The following is a 24,785-nucleotide window of genomic DNA, read 5'->3' on the forward strand; positions in this document are numbered from 1 at the left end:
CTGAAACTCCCTCCTCTTAGTACAATGCATTGTCTTTATTTTTTCTGCTTACTATAGCATTGGAAACCACAACAAGAATAAAACCAACGAAGGATTGATACAGTCCGGCTGCAGAGGACATCCCAATGTCACCCATGGTCATTAACGCACGAAATACATAAGTATCGATTGTACTGGTGACCGAACTGAGTAACCCCGAGTTAAGAGGAACCTGATAAAACAATCCAAAGTCCGAATAGAAAATCCGACCAATCGCAAGCAGTGTCATAATAGAGACGTAAGGCATAATAGAAGGTATTGTGATGTTCCAAATCTGACGCCACCTGTTGGCACCATCGATTCTTGCAGCTTCGTAATATTCATTGTCAATTCCGATTATAGCGGCAAAGTAAATAATGCAAGAGTTTCCAATCCCTTTCCACAATGTAACCAGTGTAAGAATCCACGGCCAATATTTTGTCTCGGAATACCATGAGATTGGATCGATGCCCAGCATAGGCAAAATCGTATTATTCAAAAAGCCCTTCTCAACATCGAGGAACGCAAGCACCAAATAGGCAACAATAACCATCGAGATCAAATGCGGTAAAAGGATGAATGTTTGATACATCTTAGTCAAAAACCGCTTTCTGATTTCATTAAGAATGATTGCTGTCCCAATCCCTGCCATAGTAGTCAGTGCTATAAACAGAAAATTGTAAAGAATTGTATTTCTCGTAATAATGTAAGCATCCCTAGTTGCGAACAGATACTTAAAATTCTCAAATCCAATCCACTCACTGCCCAGTATTCCCTTAGCAAAGTTGTAGTTCTTAAAAGCGACAACTACTCCGAACATAGGCAAATAGTTATTAATAAGCAGATAAAGCAAGCCTGGAAGGGCCATCAACACAAGCGCCCTGTACCTTACTGCCTTTCTAAGCTCCATAGCCAATTTTGCTGTCCATTTCATTTTAGAGTGGTCCGCTTGGGACTTGAACACGACTTCATTTTTCAAATCTTTTGCCACCTTTCATATTGATTAATTTCATTCTAAATCATTATGAAAACAGCAAAATTTAAATATCAGGCATTATTCTTTTAAAATTCCGTCATTATTGATTATTAATTTAAAAATAAACTAAACAATTAAAAATGCCGAAGATGGCGTGTTCCTCTGCCATCTTCGACATTTTATTAATGATATTATTCCTTATGATGATTCTTTCTATACTCCTGAGGTGTCATCAATACTTCTTTCTTAAATATCGTTGAAAAGTAAGGGAAATTGGTAGAAAAACCGACAGCCATTGCAATGTTGGTAATCGTTATGTCTGTGTTCTTCAGCATTTCCTTAGCCAAATTAATCCTCTCTTGCAGAATGTAATCAGTAATAGACTTGCCTGTTTCCTTTTTAAATAACTTTACAATATAGTCAGGACTAAGCCCTATATAATCGGAAACACACTGTCTGGACAAGTCCTCATCGATATGAAGTGTTATATATTTTTTTATTTTTTCAACGACCTTTTCATTCGCCCCACCAGCCTTTGTATGAACAAATGCAGTCTCTAGAACATCCAGCATCCATTCCTGCAAATCCTTAACGGAGCGTGTAGCGACTTTTATTCGTTCTGGAGACAAATGAATGGACAGAATTCCTTCCGCCCGGAATCCCCGTTGCTGTAGGGTCGCCATAATCATCTGCATAAAGCTTTGATAAAAATGAGTGATCCATTTTACATCGAGACCTTCCATTCGCTTCCATGACTCCAAAAACAGCCACGCTTCTTCAATAAGCTTTGTTTTGTCATCTCGCTTTAACATCTCTGACCATATGTGGAAGGGTGGCATCGTTAGCTGAAATTCCTTTCTTATGCCGTCTTCCAGCAATATGACACGGTCAGTAAAATTAACATAACTTTTCTGGAAATTAATCAAGCTTTCAACCATATGCCGAACTTCATGTACTAATGCGGTTGTTCCAATATAACAGGAAGGATGACAATAGAAATATTTATTGCAGGCTTCCACAAAATACTCACAACGCGTTCTTATTCTTCTTCTCAACCGGGGGATATCCTCCTTTTCCCCATTCACATTCGGTATAATCACCAATATGCTTTCCTCATTAATCCACAAAAACCCGGATGAGGCATTATCTTGAATGAACGTCTCCTCTAATGCATTTCTCAATGCATACTTCATGATTTGAGTGTCGCGAGAACTAAAGGACTTATCCCAATGCTGAAACCAAATGAGTACAGGCAAAAACGACATTGATTTCGAGTAAGGTATATTTAGTTTTCGAATCATTTCCTCCATACGATCTGGAGCAGAAGGAATAGCTTGACTCAAGACATCCCTCCAGAAGGTTTCGGTCTTAATCGTTGCCGATTCCTTTTCTTTTCTGATCTTCTCTATAGCCCTGATAACAGCATCCTCCAATTCATTTCGGGGTATGGGCTTCAATAAGTACTCAAAGCTATTCAGCTGTATTGCTCTTTTGGCGTAATTAAAATTCGGGTGTGCCGTGAGAAAAATGCACTCCGTTTGTGAATATGACTCCCTCACCCACTCAACCAGCTCTAGCCCATTTCCTTCTGGCATCTCGATATCACATATCATCAAATCAATCGGGTGATTATGAAACACTTCTTTAGCCTGTCGTAGGTTATAAGCAACGAATACGCCTACGAAACCCAAGCGCTCCCAATTCACGCTTGATTTAATTCCTTCAGCGATGAACATTTCATCATCCACAATTAATATTCTGTACATTTTACAGCTCCTCTTCTTTATACGGTAGAATGATATCGATGACAGCTCCACGATCATTCGAGAATTCAATCTTAGTTTGTTCCTGAAACAGTAAGAGCAGCCTGCGTCTTACATTCCAAATACCAATATGTTCGCCATCTTCATTGGCTAAACTTATTTGTTGCTTTAAACGGTGCAGTACATCCTCAGAAAATCCTTTTCCTGTATCCCGAATATGAATCTTGATGTGTCTTTCTTCAGGACATCTACCATCGGTGTTTATTATAATGTCAATATGAGTGGACTTGTCGGTATTAATCGCATGCTTAATCGTATTTTCCGCAAAAGTCTGGATCATTAATGGTGGAACTAAACATTTATCCATACCTTCTTCAGCGGAAATCGTATAAGTCAAGCTTCCAGGAAAACGAAATCCCTGAATTTTCAAATAATTTTCAGTATGATCCAATTCATCCCGCAGCCGTACGAAATTCGTATTGCTCCGAAACATAAATCGAAAATAACGAACTAAGGAAATAGATAATTCCTGTATTAAACTATACTTTTTTTCCTGCGCGAGATAGTAAACAACGTTTAAGCTATTCAGAAAAAAATGAGGATTTATTTGAAGCTGCAAATGTTTCAGCTCGGCTTTTTGGCTAATTAATTGCTCTGCATATACATTAATTTTTAATTGCTGGATTTCGGAAACCATGCTGTTAAACGTGTCGTTCATCAACTCGAATTCGTTGGATGAAGGCAGCAGGTCTATTCTTTCTTCCAAAAAGCCTTTCTTGATTTTTCGCATAGCGAATACAAGCCGATTAATCGGTACCAAAATGACCTCTCTAATAAAAAATAAAGTTGCCACTATTAGAAATGCAGATCCGACTATAATAAACAAAATAATTCGTTGAAGATACGGAAGCTTCTCCAGGATTGCCTCCTCAGGAATCACAGCAACCAGCCTAAAATTCCCCCTCACCGAATGTTTATCGGTTACCAAATATTTGTCTCTTTGCCCCGTTATATAGTAGGAATCTGATTTATTAATTAAGCTGATTTGATTTTCGATAAAGAATGCCTCATCTTGAAGAGGCTCATTGTTATCGTCAACAAACACTGCTTTTCCATTGGTTCCTAAATTCAATAAATCAAGAGGACCCATAATATCGTCCGCGTTAACGCCAGCCCCGATGTATACGTTTCCGGATCTAATGATATGAATAAGATAGAAGCTTCCTTCCATTTTAACTGCAATCCATTTGTCGTTTGGGTAGCCTTTTTTCAAATCTTCATTTTGCAGTAGGTTAACTATCGCACGCTGGGTTGAATCGTTCCCCGTGTACGTATGCCCAGTCGGTTTCGGAGCAAAAACCAAATCGTCATTTATTGCCGAATAAGCAAAGAAATAATCTAGACCTTTGTAATAGACACTATTATCAATTAGTTGCCGAAATAACAAATACTTGCCCATATTATAGAGATCAAGATTAGCCTCTTCTGGACGAGAGAGGATTTGGAGACCACTATCTTCTGAAACGACCTTGTATAAATATCGATCAATGTCATCCAAACTGGCATCGCTTAAATTCATGTAAAGGTTGACTAGATTACTGTTGGATTGTGCCACCTGATTCCTTACAACCTCAATCGAGTACAAGTTGTTGTAACTTAGAAATAATATCATAGGCATGATAATGACAACGAGGCCCGCGGTTAGTTTAAAGCGGATTGAATTAAATATTGTACGATTTAATGACCTATGTTTGATCATACACACCTTTCCTTTTCAAGAAATATAATTCGACTGCTGATCATTCACTAACTTTCATCCTTTGTTTTAATTATCGCCTGAATTAACATGAGTAATTCGAAAAATCTCCCTTTAAATACCCACAAAATTAAGAAAAAGAACATCGTCCTGGATATGGACGACGTTCTTTTATCCTTAAAAATAACTAGTCAATATCGCTGCTTGTTAAAGATTTTAAGTTCAATAGGGTGACTAATCATTAATCTCCGTTTTATTAAAGTGCATGGAGTAGCACAACCTTTGGAGCACAGCCGTCCGCAGTGACCGTCACTGTAATCACACCAGCTTCGGTTGGACGAATGACTGCTAGGGCTTTCCCGTCGAATGTTGTATGTTCGGTATCGAAAAAGTTTTCTTCTGACCTCGGGTTGGCACTTCCGAAGCCCTGCAGCATACCCGCACCCTCAACCGTGACAGAAACCTTCCGATCTAATGTATTATATAGATTTTCTTGCTCGTCTACCAAGCTAATCATAATAAACGTAAGATCGTTATCCGATGCGAATATCTTCGTTCGGTCCGCCTCCACCTTCAACCTGACGTCACCTGTAGCCGAATAGAGCGTCATCCGACCTGTTTCTTCTCCAGCGCTATAGGCTACCGCTACAATTTCCCCGGCATGATACACCGTCTCGAACTCGACTATAAAGCGGTTCGCTTCACCTGCAGCCGCTCTACCAACCGCTGTGCCATTCACCAGCAATTCTACTTCTTCCGCATCGCTATACACTTCCACTTTGATCGGTTTACCTTCATACCCGTTCCAGGACCAGCTTGATACGGAATCGCTCCAGCTCCACATCATCGGAATGACTTGTTTTCCATAATGTATCGGCCTTTGAACTGCAATGTACGGTTCCTTACGCAAACCGAACACAATTTCGCGATAGTATGATACTGGACGCCGATTCCCTATAATGTCGATATCTCCGCACCAAGCTGTAAACCATGGATAGCCGCCTACGATGCCCGAAGCTAATTCAGTTGGATCGTAAACAACTCTGCCGATCCCCGACTCGCCTATATAATCCCAGCCCGTCCAGGTAAAATCGCCAATGATTCGACTATTTTCTTTTACCATCTTCCAATTTTTATCTATATCACTAGGTTTCGTCTCACTACCAACAATCACACGGTTCGGAAATTGTTTTATATCCATCATGTAGCGCGCTTCCCCGTAGTTATACCCGGCAATGTCAGTATAAGCGAACGATTCGGACGTATTTTCCTTCGCAAGATCACTAGCGACGATTGCAGCCATGTGTTCCCCCAAGTTGTTCATCATCGTATTGATACCTTCACTGCCGCCATCGGCGCTATTTGGTTGGTCTGCTTTCATCATTTTAACGATATCGCCCAATGAGGATACCATGAAGTTGATGGAATTCGTAATATAACGCGTGTCGTCAATTGATCGGATATGCTCAGCCATTTTGCGGCCCCACACGGAGTCAATCGGTCTTCCGGTTTCCGGAATTTCATTGCCGATGGTATACATAATGACGCTTGGGTGATTGTAGTCTTTATCAACCATCGCTTGAATATCTTTCTTCCACCAGGTTGGGAAATGAAGTGCATAGTCATGATCGCCTTTCGTGGAGGTCCACATGTCGAAGCTTTCATCCACCACCAACATGCCTAGGCGGTCGCAAGCGCTAAGAAGCGCCTTGCTCATCGGATGATGCGCGCTGCGTATCGCATTGAAACCTGCTTCCTTCAGGATTTCAATCCTGCGCTCCTCGGCCCGGTCTATGGTAGCGGCTCCAATTACGCCATTGTCATGGTGAATGCACGCGCCCCGCAACTTCACGACCTCCCCATTAATGCATAGACCTTTATCCGGATCGACTGATAACGAGCGAATTCCGAAATGGTTCACTTCCTCGTCCAGCAATTCCCCTTCCGCCGATATAATGCGGGTATGACATTGATACAAAATCGGTTCATCGACGCTCCAAAGTTTCGGCTGTCTGACATAGACACGTTGCCTTAGCTTCGCGCTTTCCCCAGCGAAAGTCGTGATCGGAGAAATTTCCCGTTCTATAACGCTGCCATCCGCATCAACAATTTCCGTCTGTACCGTAACGGTTCGAGTGTGAAGGCCTTCATTCTCGATCACAGTTCCAACAGTGACTACAGCACGGTCGTTATTGATTTCAGGCGTGAAAATTTTAATGCCATCCAGAGCGACATGTACCAGATTCCCCACAATTAGCTTGGTATTCCGATAGATCCCTGCGCCGGAATACCAACGGGCGTCTTTAATATTCATGGCGACAACCTTGATTTCATTCTCTTCGCCGTACTTTAGAAACCGATCCGCTTTAATATAGAAATTCGAATAGCCGTATGGATGCTGACCGGCAAAATCACCGTTAATGTACACCATTGCATTCATGTAAACGCCCTCGAACTCGATGATTACCCTCTTATCCTTGTACGCCAACGGTACGAAAAACTTCTTTTTATAGTCATAGCTCCCTTCGGGGAAGGAACCGATGGCGACGTTCCCGCCTTCCTCGGGTTTAAGCTTCTTGTTCCAGATCATAGCGTCATACGGGAGCGTAATTTTCTGAGGAGCGACCGGCGAAGTCGCAATTTCTGAGAAAAACCCTGCTTTCGGCCCTACTGTCCAATTATCGTTGAAGGAAGTTCTAATCATAGCTTATCTCACCTCTCCTCTCATCTTGAACGAATTAGTTTTGGTACGGAATTTCAACGATGGTACCATCGGTAAGGGAATCCATCAATTTTACAAATATTGTTGAATGACTTCTTTTACAACCATATAACCTTCCGCATTCAAATGAAGACCATCATACGTATACGCTGCATTTAATTCACCCTCTGCATCAAGTAGCAGCGGATATACATCCATATAAGTTATATTAAGCTTTGCTGACATGTCTCTTATTCCTGTATTGATAGTTTGAATGATTTCGTTCGTCCGGGCACCCAATACCTGCAAAGGAGTCTGGTTCACTTCTCCATTCGGATTTATTGGGTACACAGATTGTATACAAAGTTTTACATCGGACAGCGAACTCAAAATTGATTTGCAAATTTCTTCTATTCGAAGCACTATTTCATTTGGAGTGTCTGTGTCCATAGGATCATTCGTTCCGATCAGCAAAATGACTTTTTCCGGTTTCAAGTCCAAAACTACATGCTGGAGCTTTCCTTGCAGGTCCCGCGTTTGATCACCTGCAATTCCTCTGTTGTACATGGGCTTATCGCTCTTCAGCAACTCGTGAATAGGGAAGCCTTCCATGATCGAATCACCAATAAATACGATTCCGCCTTCTTTGGCATATTTGTTCAAGCCGATAAAAGCGTTGAGTTTCTGTGTATTAAGCATATTAACTGCATTTTTGATGACTTCCATCATGATAGGGTCTACATTTGAATATAAATGATTCTGATTGTTATCACTCACGAGAAAACCTTCCTTCTTAGATTTTTTTTATAGCAAGAGGTGTCGCTTTAAGATCGGCTTCTAATTTTCTGACTGCATCTTCAGAGAGCGATATATATTCCCCACCCATATCTAATATCACACGTATAGAACCCATCATGGTAAGCTCAGAAGGGTTAGCGCTGAGTTCAGGGAGATCGATAAGAATTCGTTCTTTACAGACCGGGTTTTCCCATAACAACCCTAATTGGACATCCAGGTTGTATTCAATGATATCCTCGATGTTAGTGTGTATCAGCATTTCTCGATTTACATCGAAGTCACCAAAGACGTTTTTAATCCAGGCCACACAGAGATTAAACCATTTTGCCACGTCATTATCGACCAACGTCCGTATACCTGAAGAGGATAATGGCTTAGCGAGCGACAATCCATGATTGCCATTTTTAAAAACATGAAGTTCGAAAGGAATTTTCTCTCTATCCATAGCAGTTGCAAAAGCTAGTGCATTATGCACTGGCACTACAGCATCCTCGAAGGTATGGAAGATGAAGGCAGGGGGAGTTGAGGGATCAACGGCTTCATCAACTGACGGGACTGGGAAGGCTAGAATATGGCTCATTGATGCTAGAATACATGGATAACCTAAGATCATGGCATTTGGCCTAATTTTCCCCATGGTACCAAGTGCAGCAGCCAAGTGCCCTCCTGCGGAGAACCCACATACGGCGATTTTGTTTGGATCGACGCCCCATTCACCGCTTTTATTTCGTATTAAATCCAATGCTTCTTCCGCATCGCTTAGAGCCTTGGGAAACGACGCCGTTTCCTTTATCGAGTATCGCAAGATAAACGTATGGTAACCTTCAGCTAAGAAAGCCATTGCAATAGGCTCGGCCTCATGGTCCGCAAGCATATGATAACTGCCACCAGGCAATATAAGGATGGAAGGACGAATACGGGTATTAGAATAGGGCTCCAGCATATACGTAGTTAACGTCACGTTCTCATTGGTAAGATTTATGGTCGTTGTTTTCATAATAGCTCTCCCATCTTTCATTGGTAATATTTGAAGTTATTCCCTATATTGCTACTATGCGCTGTAGTGATTACGCTTTAATACCGTAAACGAAAACAAGGGGTATAGAAGGCTATTCCTCATTTGCAAACGTCTAAACCTTTTTAAAACCCTACTTCATTGTAGTTGTAGGTTCTATGCTTTGCTTCTATATTTCCGTTATTTTTCTTTTAATTTTCAGTCATCTTATACATTTTTAATCAAGCTTTACGTTACTGATCAAATCAAGGTACGCTAGAATTACTTTTCAACCTTGATAAACGAACAAAAAAAGAGCGTGTTTTGAAAAAATATTGCTCAAAACAAGCCCTTATTCAAACTTATTCAAATATAACCATTTCTCCGAAATCTATAATTCTAAATCGCTTATAGATATTTCCCCCATCATCTGAAGCCTGTAATACAACTGGCTTTTGTTTATCCTTTGTTTGATTTAAAAGAAATTTGCGAAATACAATCACTAACAAAGACTTCAGATGTTGATGATTTTCCATTTTCACCCTCATTCTACGCTCATTTCAATTTATCAACCACTTTTTTAGATTTTGAGTCTAAAGAATTCTTTAAATTTAGAGCAAATATAGTATGCTATACTCGAAAAAGATAGCAAGTGAAAGTAACCGTTTGAATAGATAACGTACAATTAAGTTAGCAAAAGTAAAAAGGAAAAGTAATAAGATATTACATTTAAAAGGAGCTTATCGAAATATGGACACTAAGCAATTATATTCCAAGTTCTCATTAATCATTTTGTCATTCGTTTTCTTGCTCTACTCTGCTAGTAGCGTACCGGGATTAACATTGCATACCGTGCACGCTGAACCTATTAATTCTCCTTCAGTAGAAAATTTACCGAAAGACACCAAACCTTCATATACCCCTCCAGGAACGGGTCTAACTTGCTTTTCAGCTGATGATAACGTAAGTGATCGTTGCGCTGTCATTAAATGGGGAGAGTTTACCTACTGGATCTACAGTAATTCAGACAATTACCAAGTCATGACGATTGCTTCCTATAATGAACAAGGTAATATTGTCAACTTTAGAAGTTTTAATGGCGCACGTTATATTAAAGATATCACTGTCGATGAAATTACTCAAAAGGTTACTTTAATAGGACAGAGTAATAGTGTCATTAATGTTTCTTGGCAAAGTCTATTAGATTTGCAGGTAGCCTCTACCAAACTAATACTTACTAAGTCACCTTCAATCTTGTACGGTCAAGAAGCGTTTGAGGTACAAGCAAAAGTATCCACTGAACTATCCGGCAGCCCTGTAGCTGTAGGTTCTGTGAGTTTAAGTGATACAACGGGTACACTATTTGATACGCAATCACCAAATAGCGAAGGCATTGTAACTTGGAGCATTGCTGCAGACACCGTAACAGCCAACAGTAACATGCAATTTACGGCGCAGTTTACGGGTACTTCAGATAAATATGCCGACTCACAAAAGACAGAAATATTTACTATTGGTCCGCTGCGCTACCCTGTTCAGTTCGTTACCAATGTAGGAGATGCTGTTATCGACTTTAGACTTACTATGGGCAGCGTCATTACAACACCACCTGTAATATCCAAAGTGGGTTTTTTGTTTGACGGATGGTATAGTAATGAACTTTTCACAAATGAAATTACGTTTCCATATTCCGTCAGCAACGATATTATTTTTTATGCAAAGTGGGTAGACATTACCCCTCCAGCAATTGCGACCTTCATTGCTGATGAAACAGCAAGCACAAACAATCCCGTAAGTGTAACCATTAGTTATCCTAATGATGCAAACATTAGAGAATATAAAATGAACGATGGAGCCTGGTCAATATATACAACGCCTATAAAAATGATTGATAATGGCACAATCTATGCTCGATCAACTGACCTTGCAGGCAATATATCTGATGAAAGTAATTATGTTGTAAACAATATCGTACCGAAACAGTCATCTCCAGGGGTAGTGACTGCACCTACTACTACTACTACTCCTGCTACTGCTACAAATGAAAACTCCGTTTATATTAACGACGAGATTTTAGGTAATTTCCCTGTTTCTACGATTAATCAATTACGGTATCTTGATTTTGTAATTAAAGAAGGATCATTCAATTCGTTAGTATCAAAACTAACTAATAACGATATCATTACTATCAACGCTCCACAGATTGATTATGTAAATGTGACGTTCGATCGTTCCATCCTTGAATTAATGAAAAAAAATCATAAAATATTGAGTTTAAGCACTCGATTAGCCAAATTGGAATTACCTATTAATCAAATAAACACAACATCTCTAAATAATCTCGAAACCATACAGATTCAGCTTAATTCATCAGGTCAAGCTAAACGGCAAGAGTTATTAGGGTACGCAGAAAAGCATAATTTATCTTTGTCTGGAGATCCAATAACATTTTCATTTGGCATGAATACCCTTATTACGAAAAATGGCTATACCCATCCGGGCTATGCTACCTTAAAATTACCAATAAACGATATAGCTACTAACGCTTCCGTATGGAATGCTTTACTATCGCAAGATGATGGAACTATACAACTATTACCTTCAAAAGTAATAACTGAGAATGGCAAGAGCTTTATGATCATTCACACGGTTTCAACCGGAACCGTCGTTCCCGTTTTAAGCAAGCCAGTAATTTTTACCGATACAAATGGTCACTGGGCAGAAAAAGCTATTTCTAATCTTGCGACTCATGGAATATTATACGGTGATAAATTTGGGAATTTTAATGCTACGGAAAACGTATCTAGAGCAGAATTTGCCGCCGTTATAGCGCGTGGCTTAGGCTTAACGAGCGCAGCGTCCGTATTAAACCCTTCTGCTTTCACAGATGTCCAGCAAGATGCATGGTACGAACAAGCGGTCAGAGTAACCAGTTCATATGGCTTAATTCAAGGATTTGCAGATCAAACCTTTAACCCTGAGCAATTACTTACACGTGAGCAAGCCTTTGTAATTATTGCAAGAGCACTAAATATATCACAGCAAACAGATTTGAATTCAGATTCAATCCATTTGCAACAATATGCGGATTATAACGCTATTTCAGATTGGGCAAAAGATTCTGTTATAAAAGTATTACAAGCGAATATTGTTGAAGGTGATGGTACTAAACACATTCAACCACAACAATTATTAACCCGCGGCGAATCTGCTCAGCTTATAGTACGCCTGCTTGAAAAGCTACAATTTATTTAAAACTTCTTTACAATCCCCCTTAAGTTTATCAAACTATCCTCATAAAGTGATACATGTTTAAACACCTTCATAACTGTATATCATGTCTGTTGACATGATATACAGTTTGAAATAACGGACCAGTGGATTCAAGTATTCTCCTAATCCTTGGGGTGTTCTGTAACCAATAGCGGAGTGTATCCGTTCTTGATCCTTTTTCTCATCAGCCCTTACAATCCTCCATCAACCATACTTCCTGATAGCTCCCTATATTCCACTATGGCCGCTTTCAATCTCTTGAAGGATAGATAACTTCTCCGCTGCACTAAGCTTCTTTTTAAACATGAAAAAACTCCCCTTACAGTAACAGGTTTTATTATTTCACCTGTCTACCTCATGGGGAGCATATCACTTTTAGGAATACGGTCTTAATGTTGTAATAATCACTTAGCTCCCTGTGACAGAGGAAGTCATCACTACCATTAAGCCGGATACATTTGCGTATTAAGCTTTACTGTGAAGGGTAACTAGGTAACCGTCTGGGTCGGCAAATGTAAAGGTTCGCCCGAATGGTCCATCTATTGGTGCGGATGTAATCTTTACGCCTGCTGCAATCAGCTTGTCGTGGATTTCTTGCGTATCAGGGGCATGAAGCCACAGAGCAACACCCAGTCCAGGCTGAGTACCTGAACCGAGTTCTATTCCTGGCATTAGGTCACGAAGAGCAAATGCAATAGGCTTTGTTTCAAAGACCACAGCATGAGGTGGTCCCGTCTGTGAGCGCACCAGTCCGAGATAGTTTTGATAGAATTCCGCAGAGCCTTCAAGATTGCTCACTTGAAGTGAAATGAAGTCGGGTCCAATTGCTGACATAATGTAATGTCCTCCTTAGTATATGCGGTTGTTTATGTTACAGGTGTCTCCAACGGTTTTTCTTAAAGGAATTGCGAATATAATTCATTAATGACCAATGTACTGAGTGTGTTAATGTTTAGCTTATGCTGCCCTGTACTGTGCTAAAGGAGTCGCGTCGTATGTAGACTCAGTAGATAGCATCAACTAACGTGAGTTTGTTAAACATTTGTGCAAATCTCTCATGGAATCCCCGAAAAGATGCGGTAACCTTTAGCTCATCAGCTGAGAGAGCGATAATCATTTCAACATCTCGATTTGCCATCGCTTCAAAATAAGCATGTGCAATCTTCAGTGCACCATTCGTTTCATTTAAAGTCTTGTCATGTAAATAACCTCACTTTCATTTTGTATGTCATGATTATAAAATCCCCCTACTGCCAACTGTATGTCAGTAGCGTTCTTTCATTTTTTCGATTTCTACTCTTATTCGGTTTTTGAATGATTCATGTTTAGTGACTGCCACATCTGCCCCCATCCAAGAATTCAACACAACCATTCTTCCGGTTGACGCTCCGTGCCAGTCTATATCTTAATTTTGCGAATCTAACACTTTATTTTTTAGTCTAATGTAGTGTAGTGCTTATAAAAATTCAGTGGGCCCATCACCGTAAACTGGAAGTTCCTTAGTTTCCAATTTACAAGGCAATGGGCTATTTATGTTCTATACTAAGGCAGTGTACGATACGTCGTTTATAAGACATCGTCATCAGCTAACTCATCCGCTTGGCGTTCGTAATCTTCTAAATTAGCTGGGATCTTTAATCTTACTTTATCGCCATCAAGGATTACTCCCATTTTGCTCGCGTGTTTGAACGGATCATACGGTTCGTTGTTTTTAAGGCATGAGTATAAAACTTGGGCTATCTTACCGCATACATGACCTATTGCTTTTCTCTTCGCCATCCCTCGATCAACTAATCGTTTATAGTAAACACGAAAACTATTTTCACTTATTTTTGGAGATATTAACAGTAAAGTCATTAAGAATAGAACTCTACGAGTATCTCTAACACCCTCGTATGTCTGCCTACTTTTAAAAACAGATGTGCCCGAGATTTTATTCTCAGCGGCTACACCAAGGTATTTTTTAAGCTCTAAATATGTTGAGAAGCGTTCAATATCACCAATAGCGCCGATAAATGTACAGGCCATAGATTCACTCATGATAGGGAATGACATAAGTATTTTTGTATAAGGATGCGGTTTGTATCCTTTTTCTTTATCACCATAAAGCAGGGAGGAAATCTGTTTATCCATGCTTTTTATCGCTTCATCTATACGCAAAGCTTCTTCAATTAGCCACGTTTGCCGTTCAGCTAGGTGTGGATTTTTTTAAAAGCTCGTTTAAGTTCAGGATTGGTTACAGAAAATAATTGCTGGACTTGATTCTTACGTCTCGTTAATTGAGTAGTAAGTAACCAGCGATCCCTAGTTAATGTGCGGTACAAAACCTGCTCTGCACTTGCAGGACGAACAATTCGCACCGAACGCATATCAGGATGAAGGGTTTTGCGCCATCCCATATAGGCCATGATTCTAGCATCAATTTCATCGGATTTTTCATTAAGTCCTAGCTGGCGTTCACGAAAATCTTTTACAGCTTTATTTTCAACCTGATATATAGAATAGCCTCGATCTAATAAAACTCGAACTACAAGATATGAATAATGTCCACCAGTTGGCTCCAGTAATATAAAGAAATCCTGGGGTTTATACCCGAATTGTGCCTGAATATCTTCTAAAGCATGGATAAACTTTGTAATTCCTTGGCTATCGGAGTTGAACTTCATTGTTTTACTACGTTTCCATTCCTTCTCACTGCGGAACTTTTCAAAAGGAATACAAGCAGCAACATGGAAATCCGAACCGATATCAATTCCAACATAGAAGGGATAGAAGGCTCTAGAGTTTTCTTGACCTTCATTAATGCTCATATCCGTAAGCATAAAATAAACTGAGAGGTCGAGAATCCGCCTCAATAACTTTAAAGGGCTTCTGTTAAGTTCTTTCGAAATAAGGAAAAAAATTTCCTTCTTTCTCTGTTAAGTTCTTTGTTAATCTACGCAAAAAAACCTGTCATTTCGACAGGTTGAATAGTCATCAAATGTGCAGCGCCAAAAACTTGGAGCGCCTCATTTCTGTTAAAGAAGTTCAGGAGGATGTCCTGCCGGCTCCAAACCTATTCTGGGCGGTTGTTCCCTGAGAGGTCACTGCACAATTATATATACGCCTATTAGGGGCTAATTCCTTCTAAATATCGTACCAGTTACCACAAATACTTTATAGAAGTCTTTCTAAGCTCCACATTAGACTCAGAGGTTAACTGGTACTAATATATTTTAGCATGTTGCTCAAAAGTAATAAAAGCCAATATATTGTACTATCGTATCCGTTAGCGGAATGACATTTCTTAATCAGCGAGAGCACATTTTATGATCGCTTTTGCTTCAGCCACCAACTTTTCATCTTTATAATCAATTGCCTGCATCATGATCAAAATGGGAATGTATATGGCTATTAATCGAGCTAATATCTTCGTTTCTTCATCGACATCCCCATATTCTTTAAAAAAGTCTGAACGTGCATCCGGAGGCAAAAAGCTATACGCGACATTCAAGTCGCAAGCAGGATGTCCGATATTGATATCGCCCCAGTCGATAATCCCTGAAACTATTCCATTCTCGTCTACCAGCATATTTTTAAAATGAAGGTCTCCATGGAGGAATACGTTTTTGGGGTTCACTTTTTCAGTCCCAAGCTGTTCCAAATAGTTCGATAATTCACGATACTCTTCTTCACTAAAATGAAGGGCAAGGTTGGAAATGAATCTATGCAACTTTTCTTTACGCATTGCAATATCAATCAAATTTCTGTGGTCATGTTGAACTCCATTTTCTTGGGCAATTTGCACAGGGAATGCATGTAAGCTTTTTAAAAATTGCGCGAGCGTTGTTGCTGATAACGCACGTTGCTTGTCAGTTAATCCGATTGGAAACTTTCCTGATAAATAGGGGTAGCCTAGGAAAGGCGCAGGATAATTATAATCCCCTTCCCCAAAAAATAGCGGTATCGAATATGCAATGGAACAATAATCTTTAAGCTTAGGTAGTACCTTTCCTTCCATCCTTAAACTATTAATTGCAACTTCTCTTCTTGGAAAGCGAAATACATATTCGGCCCCAACAAGAAAAACAGTATTATCCCAGCCGTATCCTAGTTTTTGTACGCTTTGTGAAGCTAACTGTGGAAACTGACTGCTTATTAATTTATGAGCTAATTCTTCTGATACTTCCCATTCCGCATCCCATTGATTCGTACTTCCCATACCCATTTATCGACTCCCTCACGAAAATAGAAAATAGGCTCGACTAGCCTGTTCCATTTACAACATCATATCATTAATTTGTTCTTCTGTTCGAGAACAACCTTACCGTCTGTTCCTCTATCCTTCCCGTTAGTTCAATAAAAAGGACGCTCCCGCGCCTTCGCTTGGGCTACGTCCTCCTCATTATATCCATTTCCAATTACTAATTAAAGAACGTACGCGGGTAGCATGTAGTGCTTAAACAGGGGACTTATCTTAGCCTAAGCACTAAGAAAATACTTTAATTTCTTTGTTTCAAATTATCAATCTTTATTAGAAATTATCGAACTTCATTATAAAGCTACAGCAGGTGTCAGGTGAAATAAAACTATGAAACCTAATTATGTTGATTTTATGCGGTTTGTAACGTCACGTGATAAGCATGGAAAAATAAAAGTCTGGAACTACCGCAAATTACCATTAAATAAAAGTTGGAAACCAAACTTCCTAGTTACATAAGCTCCAAACAAGGTTAAACTTTATTAAAAGCTACCATAAACTTCGCTAGTGCACGCTCAACCGTAACCGCTGTTTGATTAAGAATATAATCAATCTTAATTAGGACCATTTATTCATTCAATGCAATCAGCTGAATTCAATTCAATACACCATGGAGCTATATACTGTCCAAGTATTAGAGCCCCTTTTCTATGAGTATTGTTTTTATAAAAGTTGTAAGGGCATCCATCGCAGGACGTTCTTGTTTGTGCGCTAAACTATTCGAAGCTTATCCATTACAATTCGCCGCTCTCAAGCTTACATACCAATCGCTCAAACTCGTTTCCTATATTCCTTGACTCGCATGATTGCCTCAGCCCGGTTATTTACCCTTAACTTGCGATAAATGTTCTTCAAATGGAACTTCACCGTATCTTGAGTGACATTCAATTGATCGGCAATCTCCTTATAGATGAATCCCTCCACAAGCAATTCAAACACCTTCTCTTCCTTCTCGGTCAAAGCCTCGCTAGACAAAGATTTAGGAGACGAATTGCTGCTCACAGCGTCGAGAAGCAGACGGATATAGTTCGAGGGCAACAATGTCAATGCTGTCTTTTGCTGCTGATTCAGAAGATCGGCCAGCATCTCGACCATCTGAGGGCCTTCATCCAGATAGCTCCGGATGTAGCCTAACGGTTCCGAGAGCCTCAAGGCAATAGCCAGCGGCGCAAGGGCTGCTTGGGGCTCCTCGGATTGCCGAAGCACCCTGCTATGCAAGATCTTCAGCCTGATCCGTTCTCGCAGACGATTTTCCTTTTCCGCAAGGCGCTCCAGCTTCTCGAACAATTGCAGCGCATCCTCGATCCGTCCATTCCCCGCAATCACCCTGACCATTACTAGATACTCTTCGAAATACCGGGCCGAAACCTCGTCCAAATGCGACAATCCACTCTGTTCGAGCCAATCGTTTGCCTTCTGACGCTGCCCTTGAAGCAGATACAGTCGGGCTTGCTCCGCCTTGATTCTTTTCCAAATAATAGGCTGATCCGGCGAGTCGACGCTCGAACCGAGATGGGTAAGCCATTCGATTGCTTCCTCCTCTCTTCCGAGAGCCTGCTTGAGTCGGGATGACACCAGGCCCAAATGAATCCAAGTCCATACGTTGGCACGAAGATCCTTTCGGCTGAGCGCTTGTCCAATATACGACTCGGCTTCGTCCAACCGATTCCACTCGTGCATAAGCGAACTATAGGATAGATACGCGTACCCGACAAAGGGATAGTTCGGTTTCTTCCCCCACATCGTTATCAACTTAAGCTGGAATTGTTCCATCTCGTGCAGATCGACGGTCAGCGAGAGCGGGTCCCCGAATCCCTCGTGACCTAAGTACCGTTTGGTCGAGGCTTTCTGGAGGCTGCTCCCTTCTGGCAAATAATGCTCCAACAGTTCAAAATAATGAAGGGCTCGCAGCATATTCTGCTGCATTCGGAAGAAGAGTGCATTTAAGTAATAGAGATTTCCCATCAGTTGCTTCCATTCCGGCTCAGGGATGGACTCCTTCATGGCTTCGAACCGTCTTTCCGCTTGCTCGGCCTTACGCAGTCCTTGCTCCCAATCCCGATCCATCAGGAACTGCGAGATGCGGTACAGCTGAAACATCGGCTTGTGTTCAAAGCTGCTTTCCGGCAAGGCATTAATCCATCTTCGAACCACGTGACTCCTCGATTGTAAGAGTTCCGGCATGATGCGGTCGATAATCCGGACAGCATCCTCTGCCTGTTCCGTCCTAATATAATGCTCTACCGCTTCTTCATAGAGCCCCTCGTTCTCATGCCAGGCCGCAGCCCGATGATGAGAAAGTCTCCACAGTTCCGGGTATTCCCTAGCGCACAGCTGCTGCAAGAACTCGGACAACAGATGATGATAGCGGAACCAATCGCGCTGCTCATCCAGCGGAATAATAAACAAATTTAGTTGCTCCAACCGCTCCAGTTGGACCTGGCTGTCGGCTTGTCCCGTCACCGCCGCGCACAGCTCCCCGTTCATGCGGCTCAGAACGGAGGTTGCCAGCAGAAATTCCTGCAAGGATTCTGACAGATGCCCGAACACTTCTTCCAATAGATAATCGGAGATTTGGCGCTGCTGGCCGCTGAACTGGCGAATCGTATCGGCGATATTGCCACTTCGTTTGAGTGCGATAGCCGCAAGCTGAAGTCCGCTTACCCAACCTTCCGTCTGCTCAAACAACGTAGAGATTTGACTTATCGATAGCGATAAGTTCGTCATCTCTCGGAAGAAAACAACTCCCTCCTCCAACTCGAATCGCATGTCTTCTATTCGAATAACGTTGATCTCGCCCTTGGCAAGAAGTCTGGTCGTGGGAAAAGACAGCTCGGTGCGGCTTGCGATATAGAGATGGAAGTACGGAGGCAGATGCTCAAGCATATATCGGATTGACTCGTTAACGAACGCATTCTCGATGACGTGATAGTCGTCCAGAATGAGTACAAAATCGCCGCGAATCGAGCTTAGCTCGTTCAGAAACGCCGATACCGCGAAATCGATAGAAGCCGCAGACTCTTGCTCGAGCAGGAATTCGATCGATTCCCCGAACAGCGGCAGTCTTTCTCGTATGGAAGCTAAGACGCAGCTCCAGAATGCGCCCCAATCGTTATCGTATTTATCCAGGGAGACCCAGGCAACCGAAGCTCGGCATTGTCTCGCCCATTCGCTTAAAGCTGTCGTTTTGCCGTAGCCCGCTTGGGCCGATAGCAAAGTCAGCTTGGTCTCCATGCCTTCCTCAAGCTTGCGCGTCAGTTGCGGCCTAGTCACCAAAGATCTGCGCGCTGGGGGAATGAGATATTTGGTACTGCGAATCATATTCAAGGCCTCCAAACGCCTAAATTAAAAATTCCATATAATCGATTATATTCGATTAAATTGGACAATTGCAAAACCCCTGTGCTATAGGGCACAGGGGTCTCTCGTCAATCTGTTTTACTCTTTTGTTTTCTGCTGCTCTAGCATTCGCAGGAGAACCGTCACCGCTTCCGCTCGACTTGCTTTGGCTTCGGAATCGAAACGATTGTCTCCCGTTCCTTGCATCAGACCGGTCTCCTTGAGAGCGTTAACTGCTCCCTTCGCCCACGCCGGAATCTCGCTGTTATCCGCGAATCCGGTCGCGGCATTCGCTTCGACTGTCAGATCTAGCGCCTTAACGATCATCGCCGCCATCTCGGCTCGCGTAATCTCAGCGTTCGGACGGAAGGTACCATCGTCATAACCGTTGATGATGCCAGCTTGTTTGGCCTCCGCCACGGCATTCTTAGCCCATGCAGGAATTTGCGATGCATCCTCGAAGACCAATTCCTCCGTTGCTCCTGCAGGCTTAATCGCATTCATTAGCATCACGGCGAATTGAGCTCGTGTAACCGTGAGATTAGGCTTGAACGTTCCGTCCGGATAACCAGTCATGATCCCTAGGCTAGCTCCTTGGCGAATCGCTTCCTCCGCCCAGTGACCGGCGATGTCGCCGAATTCGATTACCGGCTTTGCCTTATCTCCTACAGCTAACACGGCGAATTTCGTGAAGTGATTGACCTCTGCGGTAATGAAGCCGCCGCTTACGACGCCGCCAACCTCCATCCATTCTTTCTTCTCTTCATCATAATAGAAGATGGAAGCACGCTCGCCGTCGCCTAGCTTCGTCGGATCGAAGGCCAGCTTCAACGTAATGTTTTTCTTGAAGGTACCTGGGACATTCTTCAACACTTCGAAGACCTCGCTTACCAGCACTTCGTTATTCTTCAACAATTCATCCGTGTCCAACAAGGTCTCGATTGTCACTCGCAAACTCGCGTCCATCGCGTCGGCTGGGATCTCGATGGTAATCTCTTCATCGCTCAAGCTAACCGTTCCCGGTCGACCAACAGGAAGCGTCAACTCTCCATTTTCGGAGATGACTGGGCTGTTAGCCGGAACGCTTACGCCTCCACCACTGTCGCCGCCGCTTGGAACTTTCGTCCACTTCGCATACAACGTCGTATTCGCGCTTACTGTATTCGTGGCGAAGTTCCAGGCCGAAGCGTAACCCTCATCCTTATACCAGCCCAAGAACGTGTAGCCTGCTCTCGTCGGGTCCGTCGGCTTCGCGATCGTCGCTCCAGCAGCGATGCCAGTCATACTCGCTACCGCGCTGCCTTCCTTCGAGTCGAACGTCACCGTGTACGTCGTCACCGGAACTGCCATCCACTTCGCATACAACGTCGTATTCGCGCTTACCATATCCGTGGAGAAGTTCCAGGCCGAGGTGTAACCCTCATCCTTATACCAGTCCGAGAACGTGTAGCCTGCTCTCGTTGGATCCGTCGGCTTCGTGATCGTCGCTCCAGAGAGGATACCGGCCGCGCTCGCCACCGCACTGCCTTCCTTTGAGTCGAACGTCACCGTGTACGTCGTCACCGGAACTGCTGTCCACTTCGCATACAACGTCGTATTCACACTTACCGTATCCGTCGTGAAGTTCCACGCCGAGGCGTAACCCTCATCCTTATACCAGCCCGAGAACGTGTAGCCTGCTCTCGTTGGATCCGTCGGCTTCGCGATCGTCATTCCAGCAGCAATGCCTGTCAAGCTCGCTACCGCGCTTCCTTCCTTAGAGTCGAACGTCACCGTGTACGTCGTCACCGGAATCGCCGTCCACTTCGCATACAAAGTCGTATTCGCACTTACCGTATCCGTCGTGAAGTTCCATACCGAGGCGTAGCCCTCTTCCTTATACCAGCCCGAGAACGTGTAGCCTGCTCTCGTTGGATCCGTCGGCTTCGTGATCGTCGCTCCCGCAGCGATGCCAGTCAAGCTCGCTACCGCGCTGCCTTCCTTCGAGTCAAACGTCACCGTGTACATCCCCGCCGGAATCGCCGTCCACTTCGCATACAGTGTCGTATTCACGCTTACCGTATCCGTTAAGAAGTTCCACGCCGAGACGTAGCCCTCTTCCTTATACCAGCCCGAGAACGTGTAGCCTGCTCTCGTCGGATCCGTCGGCTTCGTGATCGTCGCTCCCGCAGCGATGTCAGTCAAACTCGCTACCGCGCTGCCTTCTTTCGAATCAAACGTCACCGTGTACATCGCCGCCGGAATCGCCGTCCACTTCGCATACAATGTCATATTCGCGCTTACCGTATCCGTTAAGAAGTTCCACGCCGAGGCGTAGCCCTCTTCCTTATACCAGCCCGAGAACGTGTAGCCTGCTCTCGTCGGATCCGTCGGCTTCGCGATCGTCGCTCCCGCAGCGATGTCAGTCAAACTCGCTACCGCGCTGCCTTCTTTCGAATCAAACGTCACCGTGTACGTCGCCGCCGGAATCGCCGTCCACTTCGCATACAATGTCATATTCACGCTTACCGTATCCGTTAAGAAGTTCCACGCTGCTGCGTAGCCCTCATCTTTATACCAGCCCGAGAACGTGAAGTCCGCTCTCGTTGGATCCGTCGGCTTCGCGATCGTCGCTCCAGCAGCGATGCCAGTCAAACTCGCTACCGCGCTGCCTTCCTTCGAATCAAACGTCACCGTGTACGTCGCCGCCGGAATCGCCGTCCACTTCGCGTACAACGTCGTATTCACGCTTACCGTATCCGTCGTGAAGTTCCAGGCCGAGGTGTAGCCCTCATCCTTATACCAGCCCGAGAACGTGCAGCCTGCTCTCGTTGGATCGGATGGCTTCGTGATCGTCGCTCCAGCAGCGATGCCTGTCTCGCTCGCTACCGCGCTGCCTTCCTTCGAATCAAACGTCACCGTGTACGTCGCCGCCAGAATCGCCGTCCACTTCGCGTACAACGTCGTATTCACGCTTACCGTATCCGTCGTGAAGTTCCAGGCCGAGGTGTAGCCCTCATCCTTATACCAGCCCGAGAACGTGTAGCCTGCTCTCGTTGGATCGGATGGCTTCGTGATCGTCGCTCCCGCAGCGATGCCTGTCTCGCTCGCTACCGCGCTGCCTTCCTTCGAATCAAACGTCACCGTGTACGTCGCCGCCGGAATCGCCGTCCACTTCGCATACAAAGTCGCATTCGCGCTTACCGTATCCGTCGTGAAGTTCCAAGACGAGGCGTAGCCCTCATCCTTATACCAGCCAGAGAACGTGTAGCCCGCTCTCGTCGGATCGGATGGCTTCGTGATCGTCGCTCCCGCAGCGATGCCAGTCAAGCTCGCTACCGCGCTGCCTTCCTTCGAATCGAACGTCACCGTGTACGTCGACACCGGAATCGCCGTCCATTTCGCATACAACGTCGTATTCACGCTTACCGTATCCGTCGTGAAGTTCCAAGCCGAGGCGTAACCCTCATCCTTATACCAGCCCGAGAACGTGTAGCCCGCTCTCGTTGGGTCGGCAGGCTTCGTGATCGTCGCTCCAGCACTTAAGCCTATCGCGCTCGCTACCGCGCTGCCTTCCTTTGAATCGAACGTCACCGTGTACGTCGACACCGGAACTGCCGTCCACTTCGCATACAGCGTCCTATTCACGCTCCACGCATCCAAGATTACCGTATCCGTCGCGAAGTTCCAGGCCGACGAGAAGTTTTCATCCACATACCAACCCGAGAATGCATAGCCCGCTCTTGTCGGATCGGCTGGCTTCGGGACGGTCGCTCCGGAGAGAAGGCCGGACGCTCTCTCAACCGAACTTCCTCCTTGCGAGTCGAACACCACCGTATACGTTGGCGTCCACTTCGCGTACAGCGTCATATTCTCATTTACCGTATCCGTATCGAAATCCCATAGGGTAATATAATTCCCTTCCTTATACCAACCCGCGAAGAGATAGCCCTCACGGGTTACCTCCGGCCTTGCAATCGTCGATCCCGGACTAACTTCATTCAGGTCCGCGACCGGATCGATACCGCCATTATTCTCGTCGAAGGTTACCTTGTAGCCCGCCGGCGCGGCTGCCCGCGTTACCGTCAGGGTGTAGTTGGCCGTAGCCAACCCATTCTCCGACGTCACCACGACCGCAATCGTATTGCTCCCGACATCCAAGGGAATCGCCTCGGATAACCCGCCGCTCGCCACGCTTTTTCCGTTTACGGTAATCGTTGCATAATCCATTTTGGCCACCGGATATACTCTAGTGCTCTTCGCACCGTAGGCGAAGTTAACGGAGTATTTCTTATTATCGTCCGGATCGACAACGGGTACGCCGTTGTTCAGCCCCAGTTCGATAAGTGAAGTATCCGCGCCAGGGAGGCGATTAATAAGCAACGTATAGGTCCGGGTTGTCATCCCGTCTCTCGCCGTCACGACGACCGTTATCGTGTTATCTCCCATCAGTAAGCTAACGGGTACTTTGACGCCTCTTATCGCTTCGATTCCGTTTACCGTGACGGTCGCCCCGCTATCCTCGGGTTGAGGATCGATCAGAACCTTGTTCTGGCCAATGAAAGCTATCGAATCATAGAACGGCAAGCTCTTATTGAACCCGAAGCCGACGGGTAAATCCCCCGGTATTTCGCTTTCCAGAAATAGGCCTAGAAAATTCAATATGGTGTTGCTACCCGGTCCACCCGCTCGAGTTACCGTTAAAGTCGTGATTTTCTTATCCCTTTCTAGAGGCGGGGCCGGTGTCACCAGAATCTCTATTATGTTAACTCCAACATTCAGGGCAATTGCTCCCGACGGACTGCCGCTAGCTACTTCTACGCCGTTTACCTCAATCTTGGAATCAGCGTCTGCCGCCGTCGGCGTAACCGTTATCTCGCTCACGTCGTTCGCAACGTCCGCATAGAATTTCCAAGTGTCCATGAGGTCCTCCACAGCCTTGCCGCTA

At 44.0% G+C, this 24,785-nt stretch carries 11 protein-coding genes and 2 pseudogenes; 1 reads left to right on the forward strand and 12 read right to left on the reverse strand.

Going from position 1 to position 24,785, the window contains the following annotated elements:
• Positions 1-16: 16 nt before the first annotated feature.
• The 7 genes and pseudogenes from AC50YG_RS23580 to AC50YG_RS23610 form a co-directional block, all read right to left on the reverse strand.
• Positions 17-952 (reverse strand): ABC transporter permease, encoded by a 936-nt coding sequence (locus AC50YG_RS23580; RefSeq protein WP_494830440.1) that lies wholly within the window; start codon positions 950-952, stop codon positions 17-19.
• A gap of 233 nt (positions 953-1,185) precedes the next feature.
• Positions 1,186-2,760 carry a response regulator transcription factor gene (locus AC50YG_RS23585; protein WP_494830174.1) on the reverse strand — a complete coding sequence of 525 codons (1,575 nt, stop codon included), beginning with the start codon at positions 2,758-2,760 and terminating at the stop codon, positions 1,186-1,188.
• A 1-nt stretch (position 2,761) separates the two neighbouring features.
• A complete protein-coding gene (locus AC50YG_RS23590) occupies positions 2,762-4,372 on the reverse strand; it encodes a sensor histidine kinase (RefSeq protein ID WP_494830176.1) in 1,611 nt (536 codons plus the stop codon).
• 397 nt (positions 4,373-4,769) lie between these two features.
• Positions 4,770-7,217, reverse strand: a complete 2,448-nt coding sequence (locus AC50YG_RS23595) for a glycoside hydrolase family 2 TIM barrel-domain containing protein (protein WP_494830178.1) — start codon at positions 7,215-7,217, stop codon at positions 4,770-4,772.
• A 90-nt stretch (positions 7,218-7,307) separates the two neighbouring features.
• A complete protein-coding gene (locus AC50YG_RS23600) occupies positions 7,308-7,991 on the reverse strand; it encodes a GDSL-type esterase/lipase family protein (protein WP_494830180.1) in 684 nt (227 codons plus the stop codon).
• 16 nt (positions 7,992-8,007) lie between these two features.
• A complete protein-coding gene (locus AC50YG_RS23605; protein WP_494830182.1) occupies positions 8,008-9,009 on the reverse strand; it encodes an alpha/beta hydrolase in 1,002 nt (333 codons plus the stop codon).
• A 359-nt stretch (positions 9,010-9,368) separates the two neighbouring features.
• Positions 9,369-9,494: pseudogene (locus AC50YG_RS23610) on the reverse strand (GNAT family N-acetyltransferase); the annotation flags it as partial.
• A 262-nt stretch (positions 9,495-9,756) separates the two neighbouring features.
• Here AC50YG_RS23610 and AC50YG_RS23615 point away from each other — a divergent pair.
• Positions 9,757-12,261, forward strand: a complete 2,505-nt coding sequence (locus tag AC50YG_RS23615) for an S-layer homology domain-containing protein (RefSeq protein WP_494830184.1) — start codon at positions 9,757-9,759, stop codon at positions 12,259-12,261.
• A gap of 483 nt (positions 12,262-12,744) precedes the next feature.
• On the opposite strand, the gene AC50YG_RS23620 is transcribed toward AC50YG_RS23615, so the two are convergent.
• The 5 genes and pseudogenes from AC50YG_RS23620 to AC50YG_RS23640 form a co-directional block, all read right to left on the reverse strand.
• Positions 12,745-13,113 (reverse strand): VOC family protein, encoded by a 369-nt coding sequence (locus AC50YG_RS23620; protein WP_494830186.1) that lies wholly within the window; start codon positions 13,111-13,113, stop codon positions 12,745-12,747.
• Positions 13,114-13,845: 732 nt separating this feature from the next.
• A pseudogene (locus AC50YG_RS23625) lies at positions 13,846-15,101 on the reverse strand (IS110 family RNA-guided transposase).
• Positions 15,102-15,565: 464 nt separating this feature from the next.
• Positions 15,566-16,480, reverse strand: a complete 915-nt coding sequence (locus AC50YG_RS23630) for a phosphotransferase (protein WP_494830442.1) — start codon at positions 16,478-16,480, stop codon at positions 15,566-15,568.
• Between the two features lie 810 nt (positions 16,481-17,290).
• Positions 17,291-19,840 (reverse strand): winged helix-turn-helix domain-containing protein, encoded by a 2,550-nt coding sequence (locus AC50YG_RS23635; protein ID WP_494830188.1) that lies wholly within the window; start codon positions 19,838-19,840, stop codon positions 17,291-17,293.
• 117 nt (positions 19,841-19,957) lie between these two features.
• Positions 19,958-24,760 (reverse strand): InlB B-repeat-containing protein, encoded by a 4,803-nt coding sequence (locus AC50YG_RS23640; protein ID WP_494830190.1) that lies wholly within the window; start codon positions 24,758-24,760, stop codon positions 19,958-19,960.
• Between the last annotated feature and the right edge of the window lie 25 nt (positions 24,761-24,785).

This window comes from Paenibacillus sp. J31R34, assembly GCF_059383715.1.

Excerpts from the sequence above, each read along its gene's own strand:
- AC50YG_RS23580 (WP_494830440.1), bottom strand. The coding sequence starts at position 952 with ATGAAATGGACAGCAAAATTGGCTATGGAGCTTAGAAAGGCAGTAAGG.
- AC50YG_RS23585 (WP_494830174.1), bottom strand. The coding sequence starts at position 2,760 with ATGTACAGAATATTAATTGTGGATGATGAAATGTTCATCGCTGAAGGA.
- AC50YG_RS23595 (WP_494830178.1), bottom strand. The coding sequence starts at position 7,217 with ATGATTAGAACTTCCTTCAACGATAATTGGACAGTAGGGCCGAAAGCA.
- AC50YG_RS23605 (WP_494830182.1), bottom strand. The coding sequence starts at position 9,009 with ATGAAAACAACGACCATAAATCTTACCAATGAGAACGTGACGTTAACT.
- AC50YG_RS23615 (WP_494830184.1), top strand. The coding sequence starts at position 9,757 with ATGGACACTAAGCAATTATATTCCAAGTTCTCATTAATCATTTTGTCA.
- AC50YG_RS23620 (WP_494830186.1), bottom strand. The coding sequence starts at position 13,113 with ATGTCAGCAATTGGACCCGACTTCATTTCACTTCAAGTGAGCAATCTT.
- AC50YG_RS23630 (WP_494830442.1), bottom strand. The coding sequence starts at position 16,480 with ATGGGAAGTACGAATCAATGGGATGCGGAATGGGAAGTATCAGAAGAA.
- AC50YG_RS23635 (WP_494830188.1), bottom strand. The coding sequence starts at position 19,840 with ATGATTCGCAGTACCAAATATCTCATTCCCCCAGCGCGCAGATCTTTG.
- AC50YG_RS23640 (WP_494830190.1), bottom strand. The coding sequence starts at position 24,760 with ATGGACACTTGGAAATTCTATGCGGACGTTGCGAACGACGTGAGCGAG.